The sequence below is a fragment of the Nostoc sp. DedQUE04 genome (assembly GCF_034530995.1).
Classification (GTDB): domain Bacteria; phylum Cyanobacteriota; class Cyanobacteriia; order Cyanobacteriales; family Nostocaceae; genus Nostoc.
In genome coordinates, this window is the sequence record NZ_JAVRCA010000033.1 from 64,742 (window position 1) to 86,961 (window position 22,220).

The window sequence follows — 22,220 nt, forward strand, 5'->3', positions numbered from 1 at the left end:
ATCATATTATTACCCCCCTTAATCCCCCCGATGTTTTGGGGGGAAATAAGAAATCTTGTTCCCTCCCCTTTGCAAGGGGAGGGTTAGGGTGGGGTAAAACTGACGCGAAAAACCAAGTGAGGAAGCTATTTCTGGCGATGCCTACGGCTGGCTGCGCCTACGCATTTGTTATTTTGGCGATCGCATTTGTTACTTTGGCGATCGCATTTGTTGATTTGGCGATCGCATTTGTTATTTCGGCGTATTTTAGCCAATAGGCGCTACTTCTGCATATTCCGCTTCATTTGTTCTAACTCATCCTGAGTTTCCCAGCTACGGAACTTCTCTTCTAAGTCATCAAACCCACTAGAAAAAGTGCTAGTTTGATTTGACCAGCCAATGCTTTCTGAACGCTGCTGGGTTTGCGCTTTCGCACGGGCTGTTTGTGCTTCGGCAGCTTTAGCTTGCACTTCTTGTCGCCGTTGCTGAATTTTTTTCAGTAATTCTTGAGATTGGTTGATGCGTTCTTTCAAGCCTTGCATGTGTCCCCAGCGCTGATTTCCTTCGCGCAACAGGGCTGCTTCTCGCTCACCCGCCGCCGCCGCCAAATCCTCTCTATTGGCGTTTTTGGCTTTTTGAATGCGGATATGCCAACGCTGAATTTCTTGAGCAGTGGAGAGAATTTCTTCTTGCGATCGCTTCTCTTGTAATTTTAAATCTGCGATTAACTTTAATGTGTCTTCTTCTTGCTCACGCAGCTGTTCTAGCAGCGCCTCTAACTCCAAATGTGGATTGTTACGCAAGAATTCTTCTAAACGGTTTTCTAGAAACCGACTCAAATCATCAAATAATCCCACTGCTAGAACTCCAGAGATCGGGTGCGTGACTATTTTATTGTAGTGGGCGGAATGTAAATTTTAATCTTTCCCATTAGGTAAACTTCTGGCTGTTAGTTAGATTTCAAAGTTGGGAAGAATGTATTTGGTGAAACTACGCAAATAACCCTGACTTACGAAATAAGGCTTTAATCAGTATGAGTTCTGACTTTCAACCACCACCTAAGAGCTTGTCCATACTAGCTACTGTAGGAGGAGTCGTTACCGCTGCGATCGCGATCGCACTTTTAAATGGTTGGTCTAAGCAACTTTCTAACACTTCTATAAAAAAACCAGAAATCTCAACATCCCCAACTGCTTCTCAACCACAGAAAACCCAACCCCCTGTCTCTATTGCAAATCAAGCTGAAATAATTGCCAGCCTTGATGCTAAATCCGTAGTTTTGCCAGGTCAACCGATTCCTAAGAATCAATTAACAGTAGCCATAATTCCATACGTTGCCCCTGGAGTTGGAAAACTGACCCCAGAAGAAATGACAACGGCCCGTCAAGCTTGGTCATACTTCCAGCGCAACTGGAACGATGAAACTGGCTTGATCAATTCCGTTGATGGCTTTGCCTCAATAAGTATGTGGGATCAGACAGCAGCGATCGCGGCCTTAGTTAGTGCTAAAGAACTCAATATTGTGCCTGCGGCTGAATTTGAAGCCAAAATGAGCAAAATGTTGAATACACTGGCGTCAATGCCTTTGTATAAAGGAGAACTACCCAACAAGGTTTACAATGCGAAAACTCTCCTACCTGTTAATTATGGTCAACTAGATAAACAGGAAGAAATTGGCTGGTCAGCCATCGATTTAGGAAGAATGGCAATCTGGTTGAAGATTGTCGGTGCAAAGTATCCAGAAATGCGATCGCAAACAGCAGCAGTTTGGCAACACTGGCAAGTCAAGCGTCTGACCACAAACGGTCAAATGTATGGTACTGCTGTCATCAAAGGCAAAGAGCAATACAATCAAGAAGGTCGCTTGGGCTATGAAAATTATGCTGCTTATGGTCTGAAGCTTTGGGGCTTGGATGTTAAAAAAGCCTTAGATTATCAGTCCCATACTGCCTTTGTCGATCTTTACGGACAAGGAATTCCTTACGACAAACGGGACTATAAAAACTCTGAAGCCAATAACTACGTTCTTAGCGAACCCTATATCTTGGATGGCATCGAAACTGGGTTTCAAGCTTTGCCTAAAGCTTATGCCGATCGCATTTTAGCTGCCCAAGCCGCGCGTTATGAAGCGACAAAACAATTAACCGCCGTCACCGAAGATAACTTAGATCGCCCGCCATACTTTGTTTACAGCACCCTATTTGTCAACGGACAACCTTGGGCAACCATCGCGGATACTAGAGAACAGCACAACAATTTGCGATTTCTCAGTGCGAAAGCTGCGATCGGCTGGCATGTGCTTTATAACACTGCTTATACCCGTCAGTTATTTGATTTTGTTCAAGGCAATCTTAAGTCTCAAGATGGCTGGTACAACGGCTTTTATGAGTCTCTGCGTCAGCCGAATAAAACTCTCACTGCTAACAATAATGGTGTAATTCTGGAAAGCTTACTGTATAAGCAAGTTGGGCAGCCACTTACTGTTTGGGCAGGAGTCAGGAGCCATAAGTCAACCGAGAAGACTATAAAAAGACCGTAAGTTATTTCATGTCCGTGATAATATCCCTCCTCAATCCTCCCCTTGCTACAGTGGATAGATGGGTATTGCCCACTCAAAATAAATCGCAGAAAAAAACCCCTAGCATTTCTACTAGGGGTGAGAAATAATACCATTTCACTTGATGTTTGTCTGAGATGACCCTGTTTGTGCCTCTGCTCTACGCAAGAGGCTGGAGTGTTTCTCAAATATTACAGTAAAAAGCGATCGGGTATAAAATTAGCCAACATTTGCCAAGAGCAATTCTCGTTTTTCTGATTTTTGTACTCTCACTTGAGAGTCATCATCAACATCAATCAGGGCTGTGTCTCCATCTGTAATTTCACCAGACAGCATTGCTTCGGCAAGAGAATCTTCTAAGAGGCGCATAATTGCCCGGCGTAATGGTCTAGCGCCATAGCTGGGGTTATAACCTTCTTGTACCACAAGCTCTTTGAAGCGATCGCTAACTTCTAGGATAATTCCCTTTTCTGTCAAGCGGCTAGCAACATCGCGGAGCATAATTTCGGCGATTTGCTTAACTTCATCCTTGGAAAGCTGGGTGAAGACGATAATCTCATCAAGACGGTTCAGGAACTCAGGACGGAAGTAAGCTTTCAATTCCTCATTTACCAAGGTGCGAATACGGTTATAACTAGCGTCGGCTTGAGTGTCGAAGTCAAAGCCTAAACCACTACCGCCTTTTTCAATCACCTTGGAACCGATGTTAGAAGTCAAAATGATCAGCGTGTTCTTGAAGTCCACTTTCCGACCTTTGGCATCGGTAAGATGACCGTCATCCAAGAGTTGCAGCAGCATATTGAATACATCGGGGTGTGCTTTTTCGATTTCGTCGAATAGCAGCACTGTGTAGGGTTTCCGCCGCACTGCTTCTGTAAGCTGTCCGCCTTCGTCGTATCCTACATAACCAGGAGGCGAACCAATTAGCTTGGCAACGGTGTGACTTTCCATGTATTCGGACATATCTAGCCGAATCATCGAGTCTTCCGCACCGAAGAAGTAGGAAGCTAGTGCTTTCGCCAATTCTGTTTTACCAACGCCAGTCGGGCCAGAGAAGATAAAGCTCGCAATGGGACGATTGGGATTTTTCAAACCGACGCGGGCGCGACGGATACCGCGAGATACAGCCGTAACTGCTTGCTCTTGGCCGATGAGGCGCTGATGCAGAGTATCTTCTAAATGCAAGAGCAACTCTGACTCAGATTCAGTGAGTTTGTTGACTGGTACGCCAGTCCAAGAGGCAACGATTTGAGCAATGTCTTCTTCGTCAACTACAGTCGAGTTGACAGGTTGCTCGTTTGATGTAAACGTTGCTTGCAGTTGTTCTGCGAGTTTTAACTCTTGGTCGCGCAGTTGTGTAGCTTTGTCAAAATCTTGGACTCTGACTGCTGCTTCTTTTTCTTTGGTGACGCCAGTGAGTTCCCGCTTGAGTTCTTTATTGGGAGAACTTTGGGAGTTCCGCAAACGAACGCGAGAACCAGCTTCATCAATCAAGTCTATTGCCTTATCTGGCAAGAAGCGATCGCTAATATAGCGGTCTGATAATTCTGCGGCTGCGACAAGTGCTGAATCCAAAATTGTGACTTTGTGGTGCTGTTCGTAAGCACCGCGTAAGCCGTAGAGAATTTGTACGGTTTCCTCTACCGAGGGTTCTCCAACCTGAATCGGTTGGAAACGACGCTCTAGGGCGGCATCACGCTCAATGTGCTTCCGATACTCATCAAGGGTAGTTGCACCGATGCACTGGAGTTCACCCCGTGCTAAGGCAGGTTTAAGGATGTTGGCTGCATCCAAACCACCTTCTGTACCACCAGCGCCAACCAAGGTGTGAATCTCATCAATCACCAGGATGATATTGCCCACAGTGCGGACTTCTTCCACAACTTTTTTGATGCGTTCTTCAAAATCGCCACGGAAGCGAGTTCCAGCTACCAATGACCCCATATCGAGGCTGATAACTTGCTTGTCTTGTAAGCTTTCAGGAACATCCTGATTGATAATACGTTGAGCTAGACCTTCTGCGATCGCAGTTTTACCAACTCCTGGTTCCCCAATCAACACTGGGTTATTCTTGGTGCGGCGACCGAGAATTTGGATCGCCCGCTCAATTTCTTTCTGGCGACCAACTACGGGGTCAAGTCTGCCTTCTTGGGCTAATTTGGTCAAATTTCTGCCAAACTCTTCCATTGTTAGCGGTTGGGTGCGCTTCTGATTACCACTACCAGCAAAAGCTGGTGCATTTTCACCCAAACGGCGAACTATGGCAGTGCGGACACTCTTGAAGTCAACCCCTAGATTTTGTAATACTTTGGCGGCGACACCTTCACCAGCCTCGGTTAATCCTAAGAGTAAGTGTTCAGTATTGATGTAATTCTGTCCCAAACTATGAGCTTCTTTAAACGATTGCTCGAAGAGGCTTTTTACTTTAGGAGTAAAAGGAATTTCTGGTGGTACAAAGCCAGAACCCCTACCAATAATTTTTTCTACCTCGCGACGTGCATCTTTGAGGGTAACGCCTAATTCAGCTAGCACTTTAGCAGCAACCCCAGTTCCTTCTCCCATCAAACCCAGGAGAATTTGTTCTGTTCCTACAAAGTTGTGTCCCAGGCGACGGGCTTCCTCCTGAGCTAACATAATTACTCTAATGGCTTCGGAAGTGAAGTGTTCAAACATAATGGGTTCTTGCTCCCTCGCTGCTTGGACTTTGGGTGAGATAAAATTCACCCTCATCTAAAGTTTTTTGTATTTTCTTAAGAACAATGTAACTTTATTTAAAGTTAAGTGGCAGTGGTGAGAGCCGTAAGACATCAGGTGTACTTGCCGTCTAGTAGGAGTGCTGAGTGTAGTACGGGGAAAGTCAGAAGTTGCAAAGTTGACAGTTAAACTTTCGGTATTTGACAATTTTCTTTTGTCTGTTCTGTTTTCCACTGTCAGCTAAACTTAAAATTCAGGACTTAGCACTCTAAACTCAGGACTGACAATGACTGAAGCAACGGCCGGGAAAGACCAACAACATCCACTTTATAACCGCGATCGCCCCCTTATTGATATTTTACTCTCTCAAGAGGCGACAGACTATAACTTAGCAGAATTGGCTAGACTGCGAATGCGCTATCAAGGGTTTCCAGGGGCGAGAGACATCCAAAAAGACCTAGATAAAGTCTTGCAACAGTGGGGTTTGACTGAAGCCGAGCTTTTTGATAAAACTCGTCAAATTCACGATTTGGGTGGAATTTACAAAAGCCGTGGCAAGAAAGACGAACAGGATTGGAATTAGTTATTCTTTTCCATTCCTAACTCTTGACTCAGCTCTGGAATCGCGTTGGCAAAGCCCGCCGTAGGCATCGCTAATTCTGTGCCTTTGCCTAATTTAGATGTCACTGTGAATTGTACACCATGTTTTTCTTCTATAATCTACCGGGAAATGGCTAATCATAAGCCAGTATTTTTACTCACTGGTTTGGTGGTAAATGAATAATACCAATTTGAAAAAAGAATGCGACAAATAGACCATTTGTAGAGACGCGATTCATCGCGTCTTTACCCAAGGATGTATCGCTTCGTTTCCAGAACGAGATGAGTTTACACAAGTTTGCTTGGAAATAGTCTAAATCGATTGTGGCGATCGCTTCCTCAATTTCTGCTCCTGCGATCAGGAAAGGTTTGCCAATAAAGCTTGATATCTGCCAGAGAATCGTAAAACTTGAAATATGTTAGGAATTTGTCTTGGCAAAAGTATTACATTTCTGAGGATCGCCCGTTTGGATACCTTGTTTAAACCAACGAACCCTTTGGGCGGAACTACCATGTGTAAAAGATTCTGGCACAGCATAACCTTTAGCTTGTTTTTGCAAGCGGTCATCTCCAATACTGCTAGCTGCGTTCAATGCTTCTTCAATATCACCTGTTTCCAGAATTTGCCGTGAGCGTTGAGCATGATTTGCCCAAACGCCTGCAAAACAGTCTGCTTGTAATTCTAATCGCACAGAAAGCTGATTTGCTTGTGTCTGACTCGCTTGGTTCTGCAAACCTCTAACTTGCTGCGAAATCCCCAGTAAATTTTGGACATGATGCCCAATTTCATGAGCAATCACGTATGCTTGAGCAAAATCTCCAGGTGCCTGATATTGAGTCTTCAAATCGCGGTAAAAACTCAAGTCAATATACACTTTTTGATCGCGCGGACAATAAAACGGCCCAACTGCTGAACGTGCAAATCCACAAGCAGATTCTACCGCTCCTGAGTAAAGAACTAACTTTGGTTCTACATAACTTTTTCCATCTTGCCGAAACAACTCACTCCATGTATCTTCTGTATCAGCCAGTACAACAGATACAAAATCCGCCATTTGATCTTGAGTTTGAGATCCTGTTGTTTGAGGTGACTCAGCTACCGGGCTATCATTTGGTGGGGAATCTTCTTGCCAAAGGGCACTAGGATCGCCACCCAATAGTAAAACCAATAGCGATATAAGTGCTGCTCCTACGCCCCCACCGACGACAGGAGCGGAAATCTTCATCCCACGCCGATCTTCAACATTTGTACTCCGACGACCTATTTGCCAACGCATAATTACTGCTTACCAAACTCATAAAAAAATACGGCTTGAACTACGTAGGATGAAATCTACACAAGCCTTTTAGCTATACAAATAAATATTACTTTTTGTATGTATCGATCTCTTCTGTCTACGGACAAACTATAAATAAAGGACACTCAGCCTTTAGGAAGGTTTTGTTAAATAGGTTGCCCATCAAATCACACAAAATTCCTGGACTCCTTATAGAGAACACCACAGTCAGGACGAAAGCGAAAGAAATTTCAAAGACGTAATTTGCATTCCACGACCAAGCTGTGAGAATTTAAAATATCAACACAGGGGAATCTAGTTATGTCTGCGTTGGACATACATATGTAGTTGAGGCTGTCCTGTGTCACTCACTAATAATAATTCCGCATCAGTTAAGGGTCTTTCCATCTTGGTGTATTCATTTTTTTACTTGCACCGTTGAGGGTGTTATTGCCTACCTCATAAGCGAGGAATGTATTTTATTACTAAGGATAGTTTTGAGTTGAACCAACTCGTATTTAATATAACAAGTACTGAAGAATCAACTTTGTCAGCGATTAATCTTTCCCCTGCGACCAAGGAGTAATTATGGTTTTAAGTCAATATCAACGTGCTGTAGGCGTATTTACTCATCGGATAGATGCAGAACAGGCAATACATGAGTTGAGAGCTTCTGGCTTGGCAATGGAGAAAGTATCTATACTTGTACAAAATTCAGATCGCAATCATGAGATTGCCGATAATAAAGTTAAAGAGGACACTGGTGATAAAGCTGACGAAGGTGCAACAGTAGGAGGGCTTTCAGGAGGCGCTGTTGGTGGGTTAACTGGTTTATTAGTGGGTCTTGGGACTTTAGCAATCCCTGGAATTGGCCCAATAATGCTGGCTGGGGCGGCAGCAACTGCTTTGGTTACAACCCTTGTTGGCGCAAGTATTGGTGCTGCCACTGGGACTTTTGCTGGTGCATTAGTTGGTTGGGGAATGTCGTCAGAGCAAGCTAGAGCATATAACGAGCGAGTAGAGGAGGGACACTATTTAATAATCGTGGATTGTACATCTTTTGAAATTGCTAAAGTACAAGAAATACTACAGCGTTGGGGTATTGAAGAGTTTGGCATTTACGAGCATCTCAACAGTGAATATGAAACTACAAATTCTCTGACCACAACGACTTCTGCTACTGCCATTCCTAGTAAAATTGGGATGATGTCTAAGTATAGTGTTAGTTGCTTTAATAGCATAGATAATGCTGAAGCGGCAATTAAGGATATGTGTATCGCAGGTTTTTCAGTAAACCAGATTTCCTTAATTTGTAAAGACTTTTCTCAATTGGTTGTGCCAATAGGCATTAATTTAAGTGAACGCTTTGACGCTATGAGGTTAGGAATAGCAGATGAGTGGGCACGCTTTTATAATGAGCAAATAGAGCAAGGCAATTACATACTTATCGTTAGTGGCACAGAGCGCGAGCAAGATATAGCTAGGTCTATTCTGTGCAATTATGGGGTTCAAGAGTCTCAAATTTATGACCCAATGTTAATTCGCTCTTAAAAGCGGCTGCTGTCATGAAAGGGAGCAAACTTATTTAAGTTTTGGAAGATACAGCAGAATTCAGAATGGGCTAAACGCCCCGCTACTGCTAACAGAATTCAGGAGTAAAACACAATACAGTCCAGAATTCGACACCAATTACCCTTAACCCAAGCGTATTGGAGTAAAATACGCTTTATATCTGGGTAACAGACTTAGCTTGTGTAGGTCACCAACTTGAAATCTGCTGTATCAATAAGCAATGGGTTTTGCAGCCTGAAAACTCTACTGTGCAAAGAATCGACACCAGTCAACAAAATTATACGGTTTTCAAGGTTATGGCGAGTGGTGTCGATGAGCTTCAATACATTCACCTGACAGTAAAATATCTTACTTAAAATTTTCAACAGTTTGGCTTTGCTCAGGGTCAGCAGTGAGCGAAGGCGAAGGGTCAACCTGTATTGCCTCTTTCCCCGTCTCCAGTTGCTCTCGTTGCTTGCCGTACTCCCGCAGCTGCTTCAAAAGGTTTTCTTGGGATGAGTTCGGGATAGACGGACTAGGACTTGGTTGAAGGTCGGTATCGGTACTTGCAAAATTAGCCGCTGAAGGATTATTTTCGTAGACTGGTAGCGACTTGTCATTAAACATAGCCTGTTGGGTTGGTGCTGGGGTAGGAATTAGATTCTTTGGTTTGCTCACAGCAGCTTTTACCGAATCTAGAGTAGTAGCAACCTGCACTTGTTGCTGCATCTGTTGTGTAGAAGATACTAAACCACTTAAACCATTCACCAATTGCCGCAGATTTTTACGGAAATTAGGATCGCCTGTCAATTCATCTAAATCAGATGTAATTTTTTGGGTATTTTCAAAGGTTACTCGTGCTGAATCTAAAGTTTGTTGCAGCAACACCGCATTCTTGGGATCGTTTAAGCCTTTAGAAGCATCACGTAAATTAGCTGAGGCTTGGGCGGCATTTGCTGAAAGCGTTTCTAAATTGTTGAGTAATTGTCCTTGAGTCAATCGATTGACAGCTGGTGATAAGCTACTGACTGTAACACGCAATTGGTTGCTGGTTTCGGTGATATTGTTCAACGCACCAACCAGTGTTGACCGATTTGTTGTCACCAAATTATCCAGATTGTTCAGCAATCGATTTGCTTGAGTTGCAGTTGCACCGAATTTATTTACTGTTTGATTTGCGGATGCATTAAGTTGGTTTGTCGCCCGTTGCACTGAATTAGCCGTAGCAGAAAAGGTATTAAGTTGTAGTTGTAAGCTTTTGGTCAAACTTTGTAAATCCTGACTTAGCTCAGTAAAACTGGATGCTGCGCCTGTGGTAGTTTCTAGAACCCTATTGACATTTCTATAAAATTTTGGATCGTTGTATGCACCAGCTAGCTCAGTTGAACTGCGAATTAGTGCATCAACACTAATGCCAACCTGACCTTTTAACCGAGAGCCATTACAGACTATGAGACTGGTATCACAACTTTTATCTAGGGGTTTAGCAAGTACAGCCCCAGGAGGTAAGGTTGTTCTTGGTGTAATGTCAATAATACTTTCGCTAATTAATCCGCTTTGATTAGCTTCCACCACTACATTACGGGGGATAATTAAGTCAGTTTGGGCAATTTCAATCACTACATCAATAGCATTTGCCCCTGGTCGAACCTGGGAAATAGTTCCTACCTTAACGCCACGATAGCGAACTGCTGCTCCCTTTTGCATTCCGCCAGCGTTGGCAAATTCTACAATAATTTTGTATGAACGGCCAGCAGCAGTGAATCTATTTAACCACAGAAAGAGTAATCCAAATACCCCTAGTCCTAGCAGGAGTAATAACCCCACAGAACCTTCTCTAAATGTTCGCCCAGACGCGAAGCGACTTGTCATAAGACCTCGCATTTTTTTGCCTCCACCAACAACCAATAACCAATTAGGAGTTAAAAGTTAGGAGTTAGTAGTTAAATTTAACTTTTTACTCCTGGCTTTTAAGTTTCTAGCCGGCGACTTTAATCGGGCCTTGAACACTTCCACTGATAAATTGTCTGATCAAGGGATCTTCTGTGTTGTATATTTCACTAACTGTACCTTGCCACTGCACTTTACCTTCATAGAGAAATATAAGTCTATCAGATGTACGGCGGATAGTGCTGTCTTGGTGGGTAACAACAGCATAAGTACTACAAACTCCATGTAAACATTGCAAGTAACGGATTAAATCTTCGATGACTGTCGAGGCAATGGGATCGAGTCCAGCTGTTGGTTCGTCGTATAGTAGAACTTCTGGCCCTTCATTGGGATTATCAGGGTTAGACATAATCGCACGGGCAAAACTTACCCGTTTGCGCATTCCCCCGGAAAGTTCGGCTGGGTAGAGGTCGCCTATTTCTGGCAAACCTACCATCTCCAATTTTTCGTTTACCAAATCTCGGATGCGCGATCGCCGCAGCTTTGAATTTTGATAAAGTAAAAATCCCACATTCTCTTCCACTGTCAGCGAATCGAATAGGGCCGCCTGCTGAAACACCATACCAATGCCAACCTGCTGGCCGCCATCCTCAATCAAACCCTCTCGCCGCACTCCTTGCACATAAATTTCTCCTTCATCAGGACTAAGTAACCCCGCTATTACTCGTAAGATAGTTGATTTCCCAGTCCCTGATGGCCCAATAATACCCAGTGCTTCTCCCCGGTAAATGGTCAAGTCTACATTATCTAGAACTTTATGGCTACCAAAGGACTTAGAAACACCTTTCAGTTCAATCAATGGTTCAGTCATTAGTTATTTAGTCACTTGTACTGAGCGACTCGTGCCGAGCGGAGCCGAGGTAAGCCGAAGTATTGGTCATCGATCGTTGGTCATTAGTCAGTAGAAAATAAACAAATGACTACTGAGAACTTACAAAGGACAAATATGCCCAATAGTGATTTGATGGTGATTGGTAGGACATTGTATAGTGTATTATAAGTACATAATTAGCATTCTGATTAGAGTCAACTTTATTTTTTTAGCATAATATTTAGTTACTGACGATGTTTATCGTCTCAAAATACCCTCAATGCAAGGCTGAGAAAGACACCGTAGTAATCAAATATCTCAGTGATGTGAAAAGAAGATTTCAGTTTTCTGTAGACATCAGCAAAGTCATTTATATATTATTAATATTTTACTTAACTTTATAACGATTCAGGTTGATACAAAATATAAAAATCAAATTTAAGTTGTGAGAATCAAAAGGTTCAGACTTGCTATTTTTTATATAAGTCACAAACCTTGTTTTTCATTAATTATGAACTATGGTTATCAAAAAATGAGCTTCCTGCTATCCAAAGTTATTGTACTTAGCAGAATTCTTAAATAAATGGAGAGATTAATAGCATTACTTGCCAAGGGATTTGGCAAATTAAAAAATTATTTACTAAAATTGTAATAATTAGTTAAAAATCAAAATAAAAATTATGAGTAGCCAATTAGAACAGTTTGCAAGTGATAATTCTTCTGGTATTTGTCCTGAAGCATTGGAATATATGATTAGGGCAAATCAAGGTAGTGTTCCAGCTTATGGAAATGATGAATGGACTCAAAAAGCAACAGATTATTTTCGGGATCTCTTTGAAATTGATTGTGAAGTATTTTTTACCTTTAACGGTACAGCCGCAAATTCTTTATCTTTAGCTGCTCTTTGCCAGTCATATCATAGCGTCATTTGCCATGAGACATCTCACATAGAAACAGATGAATGTGGCGCACCGGAATTTGCATCTAATGGCTCTAAATTGTTACTTGCTCACGGTAAGAATGGCAAATTAACATCAGAGTCTATAGAGTCAATTGTCACCAAACGTACTGACATTCATTATCCCAAACCTAAAGTTATTAGCATTACGCAATCAACTGAATTAGGGACTTTATATTCTATTGAAGAACTTTTAAGTATTAAAGAAGTTGCAAATAAATATAACTTAAAACTTCACATGGATGGCGCTCGTTTTGCAAATGCAGTTGCCGCTATGAACAAAAGTCCTGCTGAAATTACTTGGAAAACTGGAGTGGATGTATTGTGTTTTTGTGGTACCAAGAATGGAATGGCATTAGGTGAAGCCATTCTCTTCTTCAATAAAGCGCTAGCAGAAGATTTTGATTATCGATGCAAGCAAGCAGGCCAGCTAGCTTCAAAAATGCGATTTATTTCGGCTCCTTGGTTGGGTTTATTAGAAACTGGTGCTTGGCTAAAAAATGCTAGACATGCCAATCAATGTGCTGAATACTTAGAAAATCAATTATTAAACATAGAAGGTGTTGATTTGATGTTTCCTAGAGAAGCCAACGCCGTATTTGTAAAATTACCTGAAGAAGTCATTCACAGCTTAAAAGCCAAAAACTGGCAGTTTTATACATTTATTGGTGTGGGAGGAGTACGTTTTATGTGTTCTTGGAACACTACTCAATCAAGAATTGATGAGTTGATTGGTGATATTAAAAATGCAACAAGAAATGGGTAAAAGGGGAAGGTGGGGCCCCCTCTGGGGATAAGGGGCGGGGGTAAAGGGGAAAGGGATAGAATTAATTTTCCCCTTACCCTTTAACGTTTCCCCAAGATGTTGCAAAATTTACTTTTGTAATATGTCTTATAAGCAATCAAGCGGACATAATATTACTTATTGACAAAAATTAAATATGGAAAATCTCAAACAATGAAATAAGTACAGTAATCCTAAAATTTAATCCGATTCAGTTAAGGGTCATTGGTGTAAATAATTGGTCTTTCAAGACGCGATAAATCGCGTTTTTACATGAGGGTTTTATTGCTCATTTTCAACTGTATTATCCTAAAATTGCAAATTGTTTCAGTTGATTATAACTGATAGTGTTAGCGCTTACTTGGTATATAACTTCAACTGCAATTTTGATTGTTGCCACAAGCCTAAATGCTTATTCTTAGCATTAGCTTCTGCAATTAAAAATTGGGTTTTGCTCTCATAGCAATTTTGTAAAGATTCTTGATCAACGACGGCATTACCTGACTCTACGAGAAGAAGATTTACTGACCGATTATCTACAAAAACTTCACCTGCTGGACGACCACTTTTAAGTTGTTCTGTGCTTCTAATCACAACAGGAGTTTGAAGTGGTAATAACTGTTTTAGCCTTTGTGTTGCTGCTAAACCATAGCGCTTGTCAGTTGCCTCTGGTGCATTAATACACGCTAACTTGACTATAGTTGTTTGTCCTGCATTATCTTTAACCAAAATAGTGTTTCCGTCTGTAACACCAACTACTGTACCTAGCACCAACATTAGTTGCAGTAATTCCATCATTTTATATATAATATTTTATGCACAAATAGAATTTTATTTCGGTGCTTAGGTTACTAGTGTGATTTAGCTCACAAGTTGCAAATAAAAATAAAATTAAAAGCAAAGTTAATAAATATTATGATTGCTAAAACCTGACGTTTATATCAATCAAAACTTCATTTAATGATCACAGTTAATTGAACACTCACAGTAGTTTCGGTCAAGAGGTTAGAAGAGATTAACAGTTCCCCATCATGAGCATTGACTCTTTTAAAAGTCAACTCCACAGATTTACAAATTATCATTGTATTTGAAGAGTTTTAACTTCTAAATCCTAATTTTGTTTGTATGCCAGAACAACAGCAGTGGACTATAACAGCAACTGAACAACCACCAGAGTGGTTTATCCAAGCAGTGAAACAGTATACACCTGCCTCAAGTGGACTGTATGCAGCGCAGTTGTTGTGGCAACGGGGTATTAAAGATCGTCAACAATTAACAGCTTTTATCAACCATAAAGCTTATCAACCAGCAAGTCCCTTTGAATTTGGGCAAGAAATGCATCTGGCGATCGCACGGTTGCGACAAGCATATAATACTAAAGAAAAAATTGCCATTTGGGGAGATTTCGATGCTGATGGCATTACCTCTACATCGGTACTTTGGGATGGATTGGGGCAGTTTTTTGCTCAAAATACTCAGTTAGTTTACTACATTCCCAATCGTCTGAAAGAATCCCACGGACTTAATAATCAAGGGATTGATAACTTAGCAAAAGAAGGTTGCAAATTAATAGTTACTTGCGATACAGGTAGCACAAACATTGAAGAAATTATCTATGCCAAACAGCTAGGTATAGATGTAATAGTTACAGACCATCACACTTTACCAGCCGAACGCCCACCTGTTGCAGCAATTATCAATCCCCGCTATTTTCCAAAGGAACATCAGTTATTTAATCTTTCTGGGGTGGCGGTAGGTTATAAGTTGGTAGAAGCACTATATCAAAGTCTGCCCAATGTTGCTAAATATCCCTTAGAGGATTTATTAGATTTAGTTGCAGTTGGATTAATTGCTGACTTAGTGCAATTAAGTGGAGATTGCCGTTACTTGGCACAGATGGGAATTCAACGGCTGCAAGAAGATTTTAAACAGCCAGCAGCAGCACGACGGCGTCCAGGGGTAGGGCGATTATTAGAATTGTGCCAGAAAAGTGGCGATCGCCCCACAGATATTTCTTTTGGTTTAGGGCCGAGAATTAACGCCGTTAGTCGCATCCAAGGTGATGCCAGTTTTTGCGTGGAATTATTAACTAGTCGGGATGTCAAACGTTGTAACGAACTCGCCGAAGTTACAGAACTCGCCAACGCCCGCCGCAAATCTTTACAAAAAGATGTGCAGGCACAAGTAGCGCAAAAACTTACTCAACTAGATTTATCAACCACCAGCGTCATTGTCTTAGAAGATGCCCAATGGCCTGCGGGTGTATTGGGCTTAGTTGCTGGACAGGTAGCACAAGAAACTGGACGCCCGACGATTTTGTTGAGTACGGAAGGGGCAGGGGAAGCAGGGGAGCAGGGGAGCAGGGGAGCAGGGGGAGCAGGGGGAGCAGGGGGAGAAATTACTTCTTTATCTTCTAACTCAGAACTCAGAACTCAGAACTCAGAACTCATCTTAGCTCGTGGTTCTGCTCGTTCGGTGAATTCCGTCGATTTATACCAGCTGGTGAAAGAGCAAGCACATTTGTTACATCGCTTTGGGGGACATCCCTTTGCAGCAGGTTTGAGTTTGTTGGTGGAGAATATTCCTTTATTTACAGCAGCGATTAATCAGCAGTTGCGGCAATCTTTGGGTAGTACAACTCTAACGCCAACTGTACAAGCAGACTTGACGGTAACGGTAGCCGACTTGGGGAAAGAGTTATTTTTGGAACTGAAACTGTTAGAACCTTGTGGAATGGGTAATCCTGTTCCGAAATTGCTAATTCAAAACTGCTGGTTTGAAAATTCTTGGCATCGCAATCAGCAGGATTGGCAGGGGAAAAAGGTACAGTACATTAAAGCTGAGTTTGATATTCGGGATGACTCTACCAGAAATGCTTTTCCTGGTTTATGGTGGGGACACTACAAAGATGAATTGCCTATAGGAAGATGTGATTGCATAGCAGAACTAGACTACAACACCTTCAAAAAACGTTATGAAATCAGATTGATTGCCGTGCGTTCTTCTGCTAACTCAGCACTCAACACTCAGCTATCGCTAACACCCTTCATCCTAGACTTACGGAATCAGGAACACTCAGCAACTCAACATTCAGGACTAATTATTGAAGATTGTCCCACGAATTGGGATGATTTACGTATGTGGTTGCGGCGATGTTTGGCGAGCAGCCGCTCTACGTCTGGGCTTGAGAATCAGCAACAATTAGCGATCGCTTGGTCTAAACCTAACCATCAACCACCCAATCAAATTTGGCTGACTCTTGTCGGAATTGCCAAATATCTCAGTCGCACAAATCAACTAGTTACCCGCGGACAACTTTTAGAGAAAATCGGCATTAGTGACCAAACCTTACTTGTCGGAATCAAAGCTTTAAAATACTTAGGGTTCACAGTTCAACGACAAGACCGTTCTTTACAATTTACCTGGAATCCAAACGATAGTGTAGAAAACCTGGCTGACGAAGCAGTTGCACGATTTTTAGCTGCTGTTCGAGAAGAACAATTTCAGCAACAGTATTTTGCGGAAGTTCCTTTATCTACGATTGTGGCGATCGCCAGCTATGACAGTAAATAATTTAAAGGGTTCACAGCGTTTGCTACACAGCCTCTTTCCCCTTGCTCCCCTGCCCCAACTCATTACTCATTACTCATTACTCATTACTCATCTGCTCCCCTGCTTCCTGTCTATGTCTTTAGCAGGACACGATATGAGTACTATCAGGTGTCATCCCTGAAGTTACAGAGGTGTACCAGAAGGCTGTTGCAACCTATTGTTACTGTTAACAGTTTTTCCTTCTACAAAACCATCTCGACCTGTAATCAATCTAGAACGACGATTACGAGTAATATAATTCCATCCCCACTGAATTGCTACTACTACTTTAGTGTCAAACTCAATTAAGAAATAGATGTGAACTACTAGCCAAAAGAGCCAAGCAATGAAACCTTTGAGTTTGACTAAGCCTAAATCTACAACAGCTAAATTTTGCCCAATCATCGCCAAAGTACCCACGTCATTGTAACGAAATTGTGGCAAAGTCTCACCTTGAAGCCTGCGTTTAATCAGTTTAGCCACATACTCTCCTTGTTGTTTGGCTACAGGTGCAACACCAGGTAAGGGTTTACCATTTTGATGGGAATAGTTACCTAAATCTCCCACTACAAAAATGTTGTTATAACCCTTAATAGACAAGTCTGGTTCTACAATCACACGTCCGTCGCGATCGCACTCTACACCTGTACTTTTTGCTAAGGCTTTCCCCATAGGCGAACCTTGAACACCTGCTGCCCACAAGATAGTTTTTGAGGTAATTTCTGTCAATTCATCGCCTTGTCTGAAAGTAACGATGTTACCTTCAATATTTGTCACTCTGGTGTTGGTATAGACAGCCACACCCAACTTTTGCAAAGATTCTGCTGCTACTTTCGATAACTCTGGTGCAATGTGTGGGAGGATGCGATCGCCACCTTGCAATAGTAAAATTCTCGCTTCTGAAGTGTTGATGCTACGGAAATCTTCTGTGAGAGTTTGGTATGCTAATTCTGCGATCGCGCCGGATAATTCTACACCAGTGGGCCCGCCCCCCACAATCACAAAAGTCAACAAAGCACGGCGTTTTTCTGGATCGGTTTCTTTTTCTGCCGCTTCAAATGCCGAAAATATCTGGCGACGCATTTCTATAGCATCTTCAACAGTTTTCAAGCCAGGAGCAAATTCTTTCCAGTTATCTTTACCAAAATAGGAATGGTTAACACCTGTGGCGACAATCAATGTGTCATAAGGTACTACTTCATCACCCAAAATAACTTGTTGTGCTTTTGGATCTATATCATTTACCTTTCCCAACAACACTTTTGTATTCTTGCTTTTGCTGAATACAGATCGCAATGGTGCAGAAATATCAGCAGGTGATAGCGTACCTGTGGCAACTTGATATAAAAGCGGCTGAAATAAGTGAAAGTTACGTTTATCAATGAGAGTAACATTTACATTTGCTTTCTTCAACGCTTTTGCTGTATACAGTCCACCAAAGCCGCCACCAACGATAACAACCCGATGTGGTGCATTCTTTTCAAGTGAGACTTCCATAAAAAATATTTCCTTGTGTTAAGAAGTTGTAACTATTCTTAACAAAGATGTAACAGCATTATGAAAGTGGTTGCTGTCTATTTAGAACAATTGAAAAAATGATGAAAGTAGTCAAAGTTAGTTTTTATATCAAGTCCGGCTAATTTAGTTATGATTCCCACAGTCATCGCACCCCACCCCCAACCCCTCCCCGCAAGCGGGGAGGGGAGACAAAGCATAGCTTTGGCGGGGGTGGGGTTGATCGAGCCGCTCAAAATGTGCTTTGAATAATTCCGCCATCTACTTGTAGCATGACTCCGTTCACAAATGAGGCTGCTGGTGAACTCAGAAATACCGCAACATTGGCAAACTCTTCCGGTGTCCCGATACGACCCAAAGGGACTATCCCATTGATTCTAGCAATTTCTGCTTCTTTCGTTTCACCATTTTTAGCAATGCGGGCATTGAGCAATTCTTCTACCCGTTCTGTATATGTCCAGCCTGGTAGAATACTGTTGACGCGAATTTTATCGCTACCCAGTTCTTGGCTGAGAGTTTTCGTTAAACCAATCACTGCTAATCGAATGGAATTAGATAAAACCAGATTTTGGACTGGTTGTTTAGTTGAGGTTGAGGTGATGGTCAGAATTGCTAGTGCGGTAGATTGGCGTAAGTGAGGTAAAGCGTATTTTACCAGACGTACCGCACTCAACAAAGTCAAGTCGATCGAAGTTTCCCAAGTTGCCAAATCAATATCATCAAAACTAAAGTTTTTATTTCCGAAAATCGCCAGCTTTCTGATTTCCAAAAATCCACTAAAATGTCAACGATAAAATCGCTAGTTACTTTGGATTCTGTGAAATACAAAAATAGCTCGTCAAGCTCTGGAAGAAAGATACCATAAGGCGCGTTTCCTTCAATAACTTTTTCAATGAATCTGTTTATTGTATTGACACCTCAAACATCCCAAAATCGAATCATCATTTAATTTACTACAACTTGGGGTGGGAGAGGCTACCAACGGCAGCCTCTCCCACCCCCCTAACAATGATTATCATTTTTATTATCTATATATTTTATTTTCTGGAAGTCCCTAACACCATTTCTGCTTCTGAAAACGCAACTGTTTTGTAAATTAACTAAGTGTTTTTGTATACAAATATTGTAAATGCCAATTACTACTTTTGAAGTATTAATTTATTGAAAAACTAAGACTATTGGAAGAGTAAAAGTAATTTTTTTTTAACTAGAACTCTAAGCAATAGAAGAGTTAAGACAAATCAATTTGTCCCAAGTTTGATAATTAAAACACATATACCAACCACAAGAGGTAATGGTCATGAGTACAGTCATGAACCAACGGATCAACGTTGAAAAGACTTTAATCATTAACAAACCAGTAGAGGAACTTTATCGCTTTTGGCGTAACTTTGATAACTTGCCACGCTTTATCAAGCATCTCAAAGAGGTGAGGCTATACGACGAGAAGCGATCGCACTGGATTAGCAAAGGATTCTTAAATGAAAGCGTTGAGTGGGATGTAGTCATTACCGAAGACCGAGAAAACGAATTGATTGCCTGGACTTCGGTTGAAGGCGCAGCAATTGAAACCTCTGGTCGCGTCCACTTCAAGCCAGCACCTGGGAATCGTGGCACTGAGGTAAAAACAGTCCGAGAATTTACCCCGCCTGGGGGTGCGATTGGGGCTGCGTTGGCGAAGCCCGTCGCAGACATCGCTAAATTATTTGGCGAAGACCCAGAACAGCAAATCGGAGATGATTTACGTCGCTTCAAAATGATGATGGAAGCAGGCGAGATTGCCACCACAGAGGAACAACCAAGAGGGAAATAGTCACTTGTCCTTTGTTTATTAGCTAAGGACAAATGACTAAGGACTAATGAGAAGACTAACGACTAATAACCAATGACATAAGGACTAATGACTATGAAAGCAGCTTGCTGGCATGGTGCTAATGATGTGCGGGTCGAAACAGTTCCCGATCCAAAAATTCTCAACCCGCGCGATGCCATCCTTAAAGTGACATCAACAACCATTTGTGGTTCTGACTTGCACCTCTACGATGGCTACATTCCGACGATGCAACCGGGTGACATTCTTGGTCACGAGTTTATGGGGGAAGTTGTTGAAATTGGTAGCGAAGTCAAGAAATTGCAAAAGGGCGATCGCGTGGCTGTCTCTTCTATGGTCGGCTGCGGCTCGTGTTTCTTCTGCCAACGAGATTTATGGTCACTATGCGATAACTCCAACCCCAACGCTTGGATGCAGGAGAAGGTGTTTGGCTTTGGTACGTCGGGAATTTATGGCTATTCCCATTTATTCGGTGGCTATGCCGGTGGCGATGCAGAATATGTTCGCGTGCCGTTCGCTGATTTCGGCGCGCTCAAACTTCCCCAAGACATTCCCGATGAAAAACTGCTGCCGATCACCGATGCCTTTCCCACCGGCTACATGGGAGCAGATTTATGTAATATTCAGCCTGGAGACACCGTAGCAGTCTGGGGTTGTGGCCCAGTTGGACAGTTCGCTATGGTCAGTGCCTATCTACTCGGTGCCGAGCGCGTGATTGGCATCGATCGCTTTCCCTACCGCTTGCAACTGGCTAAGGACTTCGCGAAAGCGGAAACGATCAATTATGAGGAAGTCGATGCGGGCGAAGCCCTGAAAGAAATGACAGGCGGGCGCGGTCCCGATGCTTGCATTGATGCCTGTGGCATGGAAGCTCATGGGATCGGGCTGGAAGGATTCTACGATGAAGCGAAGCAGGCAGTACGGCTGGAAACTGATCGCCCTCATGTGTTACGGCAAATGATTCTGGCTTGTCGCAAGGGTGGCACTCTGTCGGTCATGGGCGTTTATGCTGGCTTCGTGGACAAGATGCCGATGGGCGCTTTCATGAACAAAGGTTTGACGCTCAGAACGGGACAAATGCACGGTCAAAAGTATATGCCTCGGTTGCTGGGTCACGTCATCGAAGGCGAAGTCGATCCATCTGCTGTATTCTCACATCGCCTCAGTCTAGAAGACGCACCACGCGGCTTTGAGCTTTTCAAACACAAACAAGACAACTGTGTCAAAGTCTTACTCAAACCCTGATTTCAAGCAAATTTTGGGGTGCGGCAAGGTGCAAAGACACTAAGGAAGCTTGTCATCTCTTACCCTTTGCGTCTAACGCTTCACCTCTGGCTAATGCGCGAAATAAAAAAGGAGAACAATTCAATGAAAGCAGTTTGCTGGCACGGCGCTAACGATGTACGAGTTGATACAGTACCCGATCCAAAAATCATCAATCCGCGTGATGCGATCGTTAAAATCACGTCAACGGCGATTTGCGGTTCTGATTTACATCTTTATGACGGTTACATCCCCACGATGGAAAAGGGCGACATCCTTGGTCATGAATTTATGGGGGAGGTCGTAGAGCTAGGCAGTGCCGTCAAGAATGTGAAGATAGGCGATCGCGTTGTCGTCCCCTTTACCATTTCCTGCGGCTCCTGTTTCTTTTGCCAAAAAGATTTATGGTCGTTGTGCGATAACTCCAACCCTAACGCTTGGATGGCAGAAAAACTGATGGGTCATTCCCCATCTGGTCTTTTCGGCTACTCCCATATGATGGGTGGCTATGCTGGAGGTCAAGCTGAATATGCCCGCGTTCCCTTTGCTGATGTCGGTTTATTCAAGATTCCTGATGGACTAACAGACGAACAAGTCCTGTTTCTGACGGATATCTTCCCCACTGGTTATATGGCAGCGGAAAACTGCGATATCCAGCCAGGAGATACTGTAGCGATCTGGGGCTGCGGTCCAGTCGGACAGTTTGCCATTAGAAGTGCATATATGCTAGGTGCCGAGCGCGTCATTGCGATCGATCGAGTTCCCGAACGCCTACAGATGGCTTCATACGGCAAGGCAGAAGTCCTTACAGCAATTTTCAGGTAAATAGACCACAGTGGTTAAACCAACCGAGAGCATC

At 42.6% G+C, this 22,220-nt stretch carries 16 protein-coding genes and 2 pseudogenes; 9 read left to right on the plus strand and 9 right to left on the minus strand.

What is annotated here, in order from left to right:
- Nucleotides 1–116: 116 nt before the first annotated feature.
- Complete coding sequence (locus RM049_RS21725; protein ID WP_322705639.1) at nucleotides 117–257, plus strand: hypothetical protein; 141 nt, start codon at nucleotides 117–119, stop codon at nucleotides 255–257.
- Nucleotides 258–260: 3 nt separating this feature from the next.
- On the opposite strand, the gene RM049_RS21730 is transcribed toward RM049_RS21725, so the two are convergent.
- Nucleotides 261–836, minus strand: coding sequence for a TIGR04376 family protein (locus RM049_RS21730; protein WP_322689025.1), 576 nt, complete (start codon nucleotides 834–836; stop codon nucleotides 261–263).
- Between the two features lie 176 nt (nucleotides 837–1,012).
- Between RM049_RS21730 and RM049_RS21735 the strand changes: the two genes are divergently transcribed.
- Nucleotides 1,013–2,518, plus strand: coding sequence for a DUF3131 domain-containing protein (locus RM049_RS21735; RefSeq protein ID WP_322705640.1), 1,506 nt, complete (start codon nucleotides 1,013–1,015; stop codon nucleotides 2,516–2,518).
- A gap of 237 nt (nucleotides 2,519–2,755) precedes the next feature.
- Here RM049_RS21735 and RM049_RS21740 read toward each other — a convergent pair whose 3' ends face one another.
- Nucleotides 2,756–5,209 carry an ATP-dependent Clp protease ATP-binding subunit gene (locus tag RM049_RS21740; protein WP_322705652.1) on the minus strand — a complete coding sequence of 818 codons (2,454 nt, stop codon included), beginning with the start codon at nucleotides 5,207–5,209 and terminating at the stop codon, nucleotides 2,756–2,758.
- Between the two features lie 307 nt (nucleotides 5,210–5,516).
- Here RM049_RS21740 and RM049_RS21745 point away from each other — a divergent pair, with 307 nt between their 5' ends.
- On the plus strand, nucleotides 5,517–5,813 hold the full coding sequence (locus tag RM049_RS21745; protein ID WP_322705641.1) for a DUF3288 family protein: 297 nt from the start codon (nucleotides 5,517–5,519) through the stop codon (nucleotides 5,811–5,813).
- A gap of 436 nt (nucleotides 5,814–6,249) precedes the next feature.
- Here RM049_RS21745 and RM049_RS21750 read toward each other — a convergent pair whose 3' ends face one another.
- Nucleotides 6,250–7,107 (minus strand): neutral zinc metallopeptidase, encoded by an 858-nt coding sequence (locus RM049_RS21750; protein WP_322705642.1) that lies wholly within the window; start codon nucleotides 7,105–7,107, stop codon nucleotides 6,250–6,252.
- Between the two features lie 588 nt (nucleotides 7,108–7,695).
- On the opposite strand from RM049_RS21750, the gene RM049_RS21755 reads away from it, so the two are divergent.
- Nucleotides 7,696–8,658 carry a hypothetical protein gene (locus tag RM049_RS21755; RefSeq protein WP_322671924.1) on the plus strand — a complete coding sequence of 321 codons (963 nt, stop codon included), beginning with the start codon at nucleotides 7,696–7,698 and terminating at the stop codon, nucleotides 8,656–8,658.
- Between the two features lie 369 nt (nucleotides 8,659–9,027).
- On the opposite strand, the gene RM049_RS21760 is transcribed toward RM049_RS21755, so the two are convergent.
- Together RM049_RS21760 and RM049_RS21765 are read right to left on the minus strand one after the other, a co-directional pair.
- Entirely contained in the window at nucleotides 9,028–10,542 is a 1,515-nt protein-coding gene (locus RM049_RS21760) for an MlaD family protein (protein ID WP_322705643.1), read from the minus strand.
- A 94-nt stretch (nucleotides 10,543–10,636) separates the two neighbouring features.
- The gene (locus tag RM049_RS21765) at nucleotides 10,637–11,419 is read right to left on the minus strand and encodes an ABC transporter ATP-binding protein (RefSeq protein ID WP_322705644.1); all 783 of its coding nucleotides are present in this window, start codon (nucleotides 11,417–11,419) and stop codon (nucleotides 10,637–10,639) included.
- A gap of 680 nt (nucleotides 11,420–12,099) precedes the next feature.
- Here RM049_RS21765 and RM049_RS21770 point away from each other — a divergent pair.
- Nucleotides 12,100–13,143, plus strand: coding sequence for a low specificity L-threonine aldolase (locus RM049_RS21770; RefSeq protein ID WP_322705645.1), 1,044 nt, complete (start codon nucleotides 12,100–12,102; stop codon nucleotides 13,141–13,143).
- Between the two features lie 375 nt (nucleotides 13,144–13,518).
- Here RM049_RS21770 and RM049_RS21775 read toward each other — a convergent pair whose 3' ends face one another.
- Nucleotides 13,519–13,959, minus strand: coding sequence for a thermonuclease family protein (locus RM049_RS21775; RefSeq protein ID WP_322666369.1), 441 nt, complete (start codon nucleotides 13,957–13,959; stop codon nucleotides 13,519–13,521).
- Nucleotides 13,960–14,286: 327 nt separating this feature from the next.
- Between RM049_RS21775 and RM049_RS21780 the strand changes: the two genes are divergently transcribed.
- Nucleotides 14,287–16,734 carry a single-stranded-DNA-specific exonuclease RecJ gene (locus RM049_RS21780; protein WP_322705646.1) on the plus strand — a complete coding sequence of 816 codons (2,448 nt, stop codon included), beginning with the start codon at nucleotides 14,287–14,289 and terminating at the stop codon, nucleotides 16,732–16,734.
- A gap of 162 nt (nucleotides 16,735–16,896) precedes the next feature.
- On the opposite strand, the gene RM049_RS21785 is transcribed toward RM049_RS21780, so the two are convergent.
- From RM049_RS21785 to RM049_RS21795, 3 genes and pseudogenes are all read right to left on the minus strand, one after another.
- Entirely contained in the window at nucleotides 16,897–18,249 is a 1,353-nt protein-coding gene (locus RM049_RS21785; protein ID WP_322705647.1) for an NAD(P)/FAD-dependent oxidoreductase, read from the minus strand.
- A 250-nt stretch (nucleotides 18,250–18,499) separates the two neighbouring features.
- The gene (locus RM049_RS21790; RefSeq protein WP_322705648.1) at nucleotides 18,500–19,036 is read right to left on the minus strand and encodes an SDR family oxidoreductase; all 537 of its coding nucleotides are present in this window, start codon (nucleotides 19,034–19,036) and stop codon (nucleotides 18,500–18,502) included.
- Nucleotides 18,988–19,134, minus strand: a pseudogene (locus tag RM049_RS21795) (ISAzo13-like element transposase-related protein); the annotation flags it as partial. The gene RM049_RS21790 and the pseudogene RM049_RS21795, both read right to left, overlap by 49 nt.
- 433 nt (nucleotides 19,135–19,567) lie before the next feature.
- Between RM049_RS21795 and RM049_RS21800 the strand changes: the two are divergent.
- The 3 genes and pseudogenes from RM049_RS21800 to RM049_RS21810 all read left to right on the plus strand — a co-directional run.
- Nucleotides 19,568–20,080 (plus strand): SRPBCC family protein, encoded by a 513-nt coding sequence (locus RM049_RS21800; protein ID WP_322705649.1) that lies wholly within the window; start codon nucleotides 19,568–19,570, stop codon nucleotides 20,078–20,080.
- A 93-nt stretch (nucleotides 20,081–20,173) separates the two neighbouring features.
- Entirely contained in the window at nucleotides 20,174–21,343 is a 1,170-nt protein-coding gene (locus tag RM049_RS21805; RefSeq protein ID WP_322705650.1) for a zinc-dependent alcohol dehydrogenase, read from the plus strand.
- Nucleotides 21,344–21,466: 123 nt separating this feature from the next.
- Nucleotides 21,467–22,168: pseudogene (locus RM049_RS21810) on the plus strand (alcohol dehydrogenase catalytic domain-containing protein); the annotation flags it as partial.
- Between the last annotated feature and the right edge of the window lie 52 nt (nucleotides 22,169–22,220).

Excerpts from the sequence above, each read along its gene's own strand:
- RM049_RS21800 (WP_322705649.1), top strand. The coding sequence starts at position 19,568 with ATGAGTACAGTCATGAACCAACGGATCAACGTTGAAAAGACTTTAATC.
- RM049_RS21745 (WP_322705641.1), top strand. The coding sequence starts at position 5,517 with ATGACTGAAGCAACGGCCGGGAAAGACCAACAACATCCACTTTATAAC.
- RM049_RS21760 (WP_322705643.1), bottom strand. The coding sequence starts at position 10,542 with ATGCGAGGTCTTATGACAAGTCGCTTCGCGTCTGGGCGAACATTTAGA.
- RM049_RS21735 (WP_322705640.1), top strand. The coding sequence starts at position 1,013 with ATGAGTTCTGACTTTCAACCACCACCTAAGAGCTTGTCCATACTAGCT.
- RM049_RS21805 (WP_322705650.1), top strand. The coding sequence starts at position 20,174 with ATGAAAGCAGCTTGCTGGCATGGTGCTAATGATGTGCGGGTCGAAACA.
- RM049_RS21770 (WP_322705645.1), top strand. The coding sequence starts at position 12,100 with ATGAGTAGCCAATTAGAACAGTTTGCAAGTGATAATTCTTCTGGTATT.
- RM049_RS21765 (WP_322705644.1), bottom strand. The coding sequence starts at position 11,419 with ATGACTGAACCATTGATTGAACTGAAAGGTGTTTCTAAGTCCTTTGGT.
- RM049_RS21785 (WP_322705647.1), bottom strand. The coding sequence starts at position 18,249 with ATGGAAGTCTCACTTGAAAAGAATGCACCACATCGGGTTGTTATCGTT.
- RM049_RS21780 (WP_322705646.1), top strand. The coding sequence starts at position 14,287 with ATGCCAGAACAACAGCAGTGGACTATAACAGCAACTGAACAACCACCA.
- RM049_RS21775 (WP_322666369.1), bottom strand. The coding sequence starts at position 13,959 with ATGATGGAATTACTGCAACTAATGTTGGTGCTAGGTACAGTAGTTGGT.
- RM049_RS21740 (WP_322705652.1), bottom strand. The coding sequence starts at position 5,209 with ATGTTTGAACACTTCACTTCCGAAGCCATTAGAGTAATTATGTTAGCT.
- RM049_RS21755 (WP_322671924.1), top strand. The coding sequence starts at position 7,696 with ATGGTTTTAAGTCAATATCAACGTGCTGTAGGCGTATTTACTCATCGG.
- RM049_RS21750 (WP_322705642.1), bottom strand. The coding sequence starts at position 7,107 with ATGCGTTGGCAAATAGGTCGTCGGAGTACAAATGTTGAAGATCGGCGT.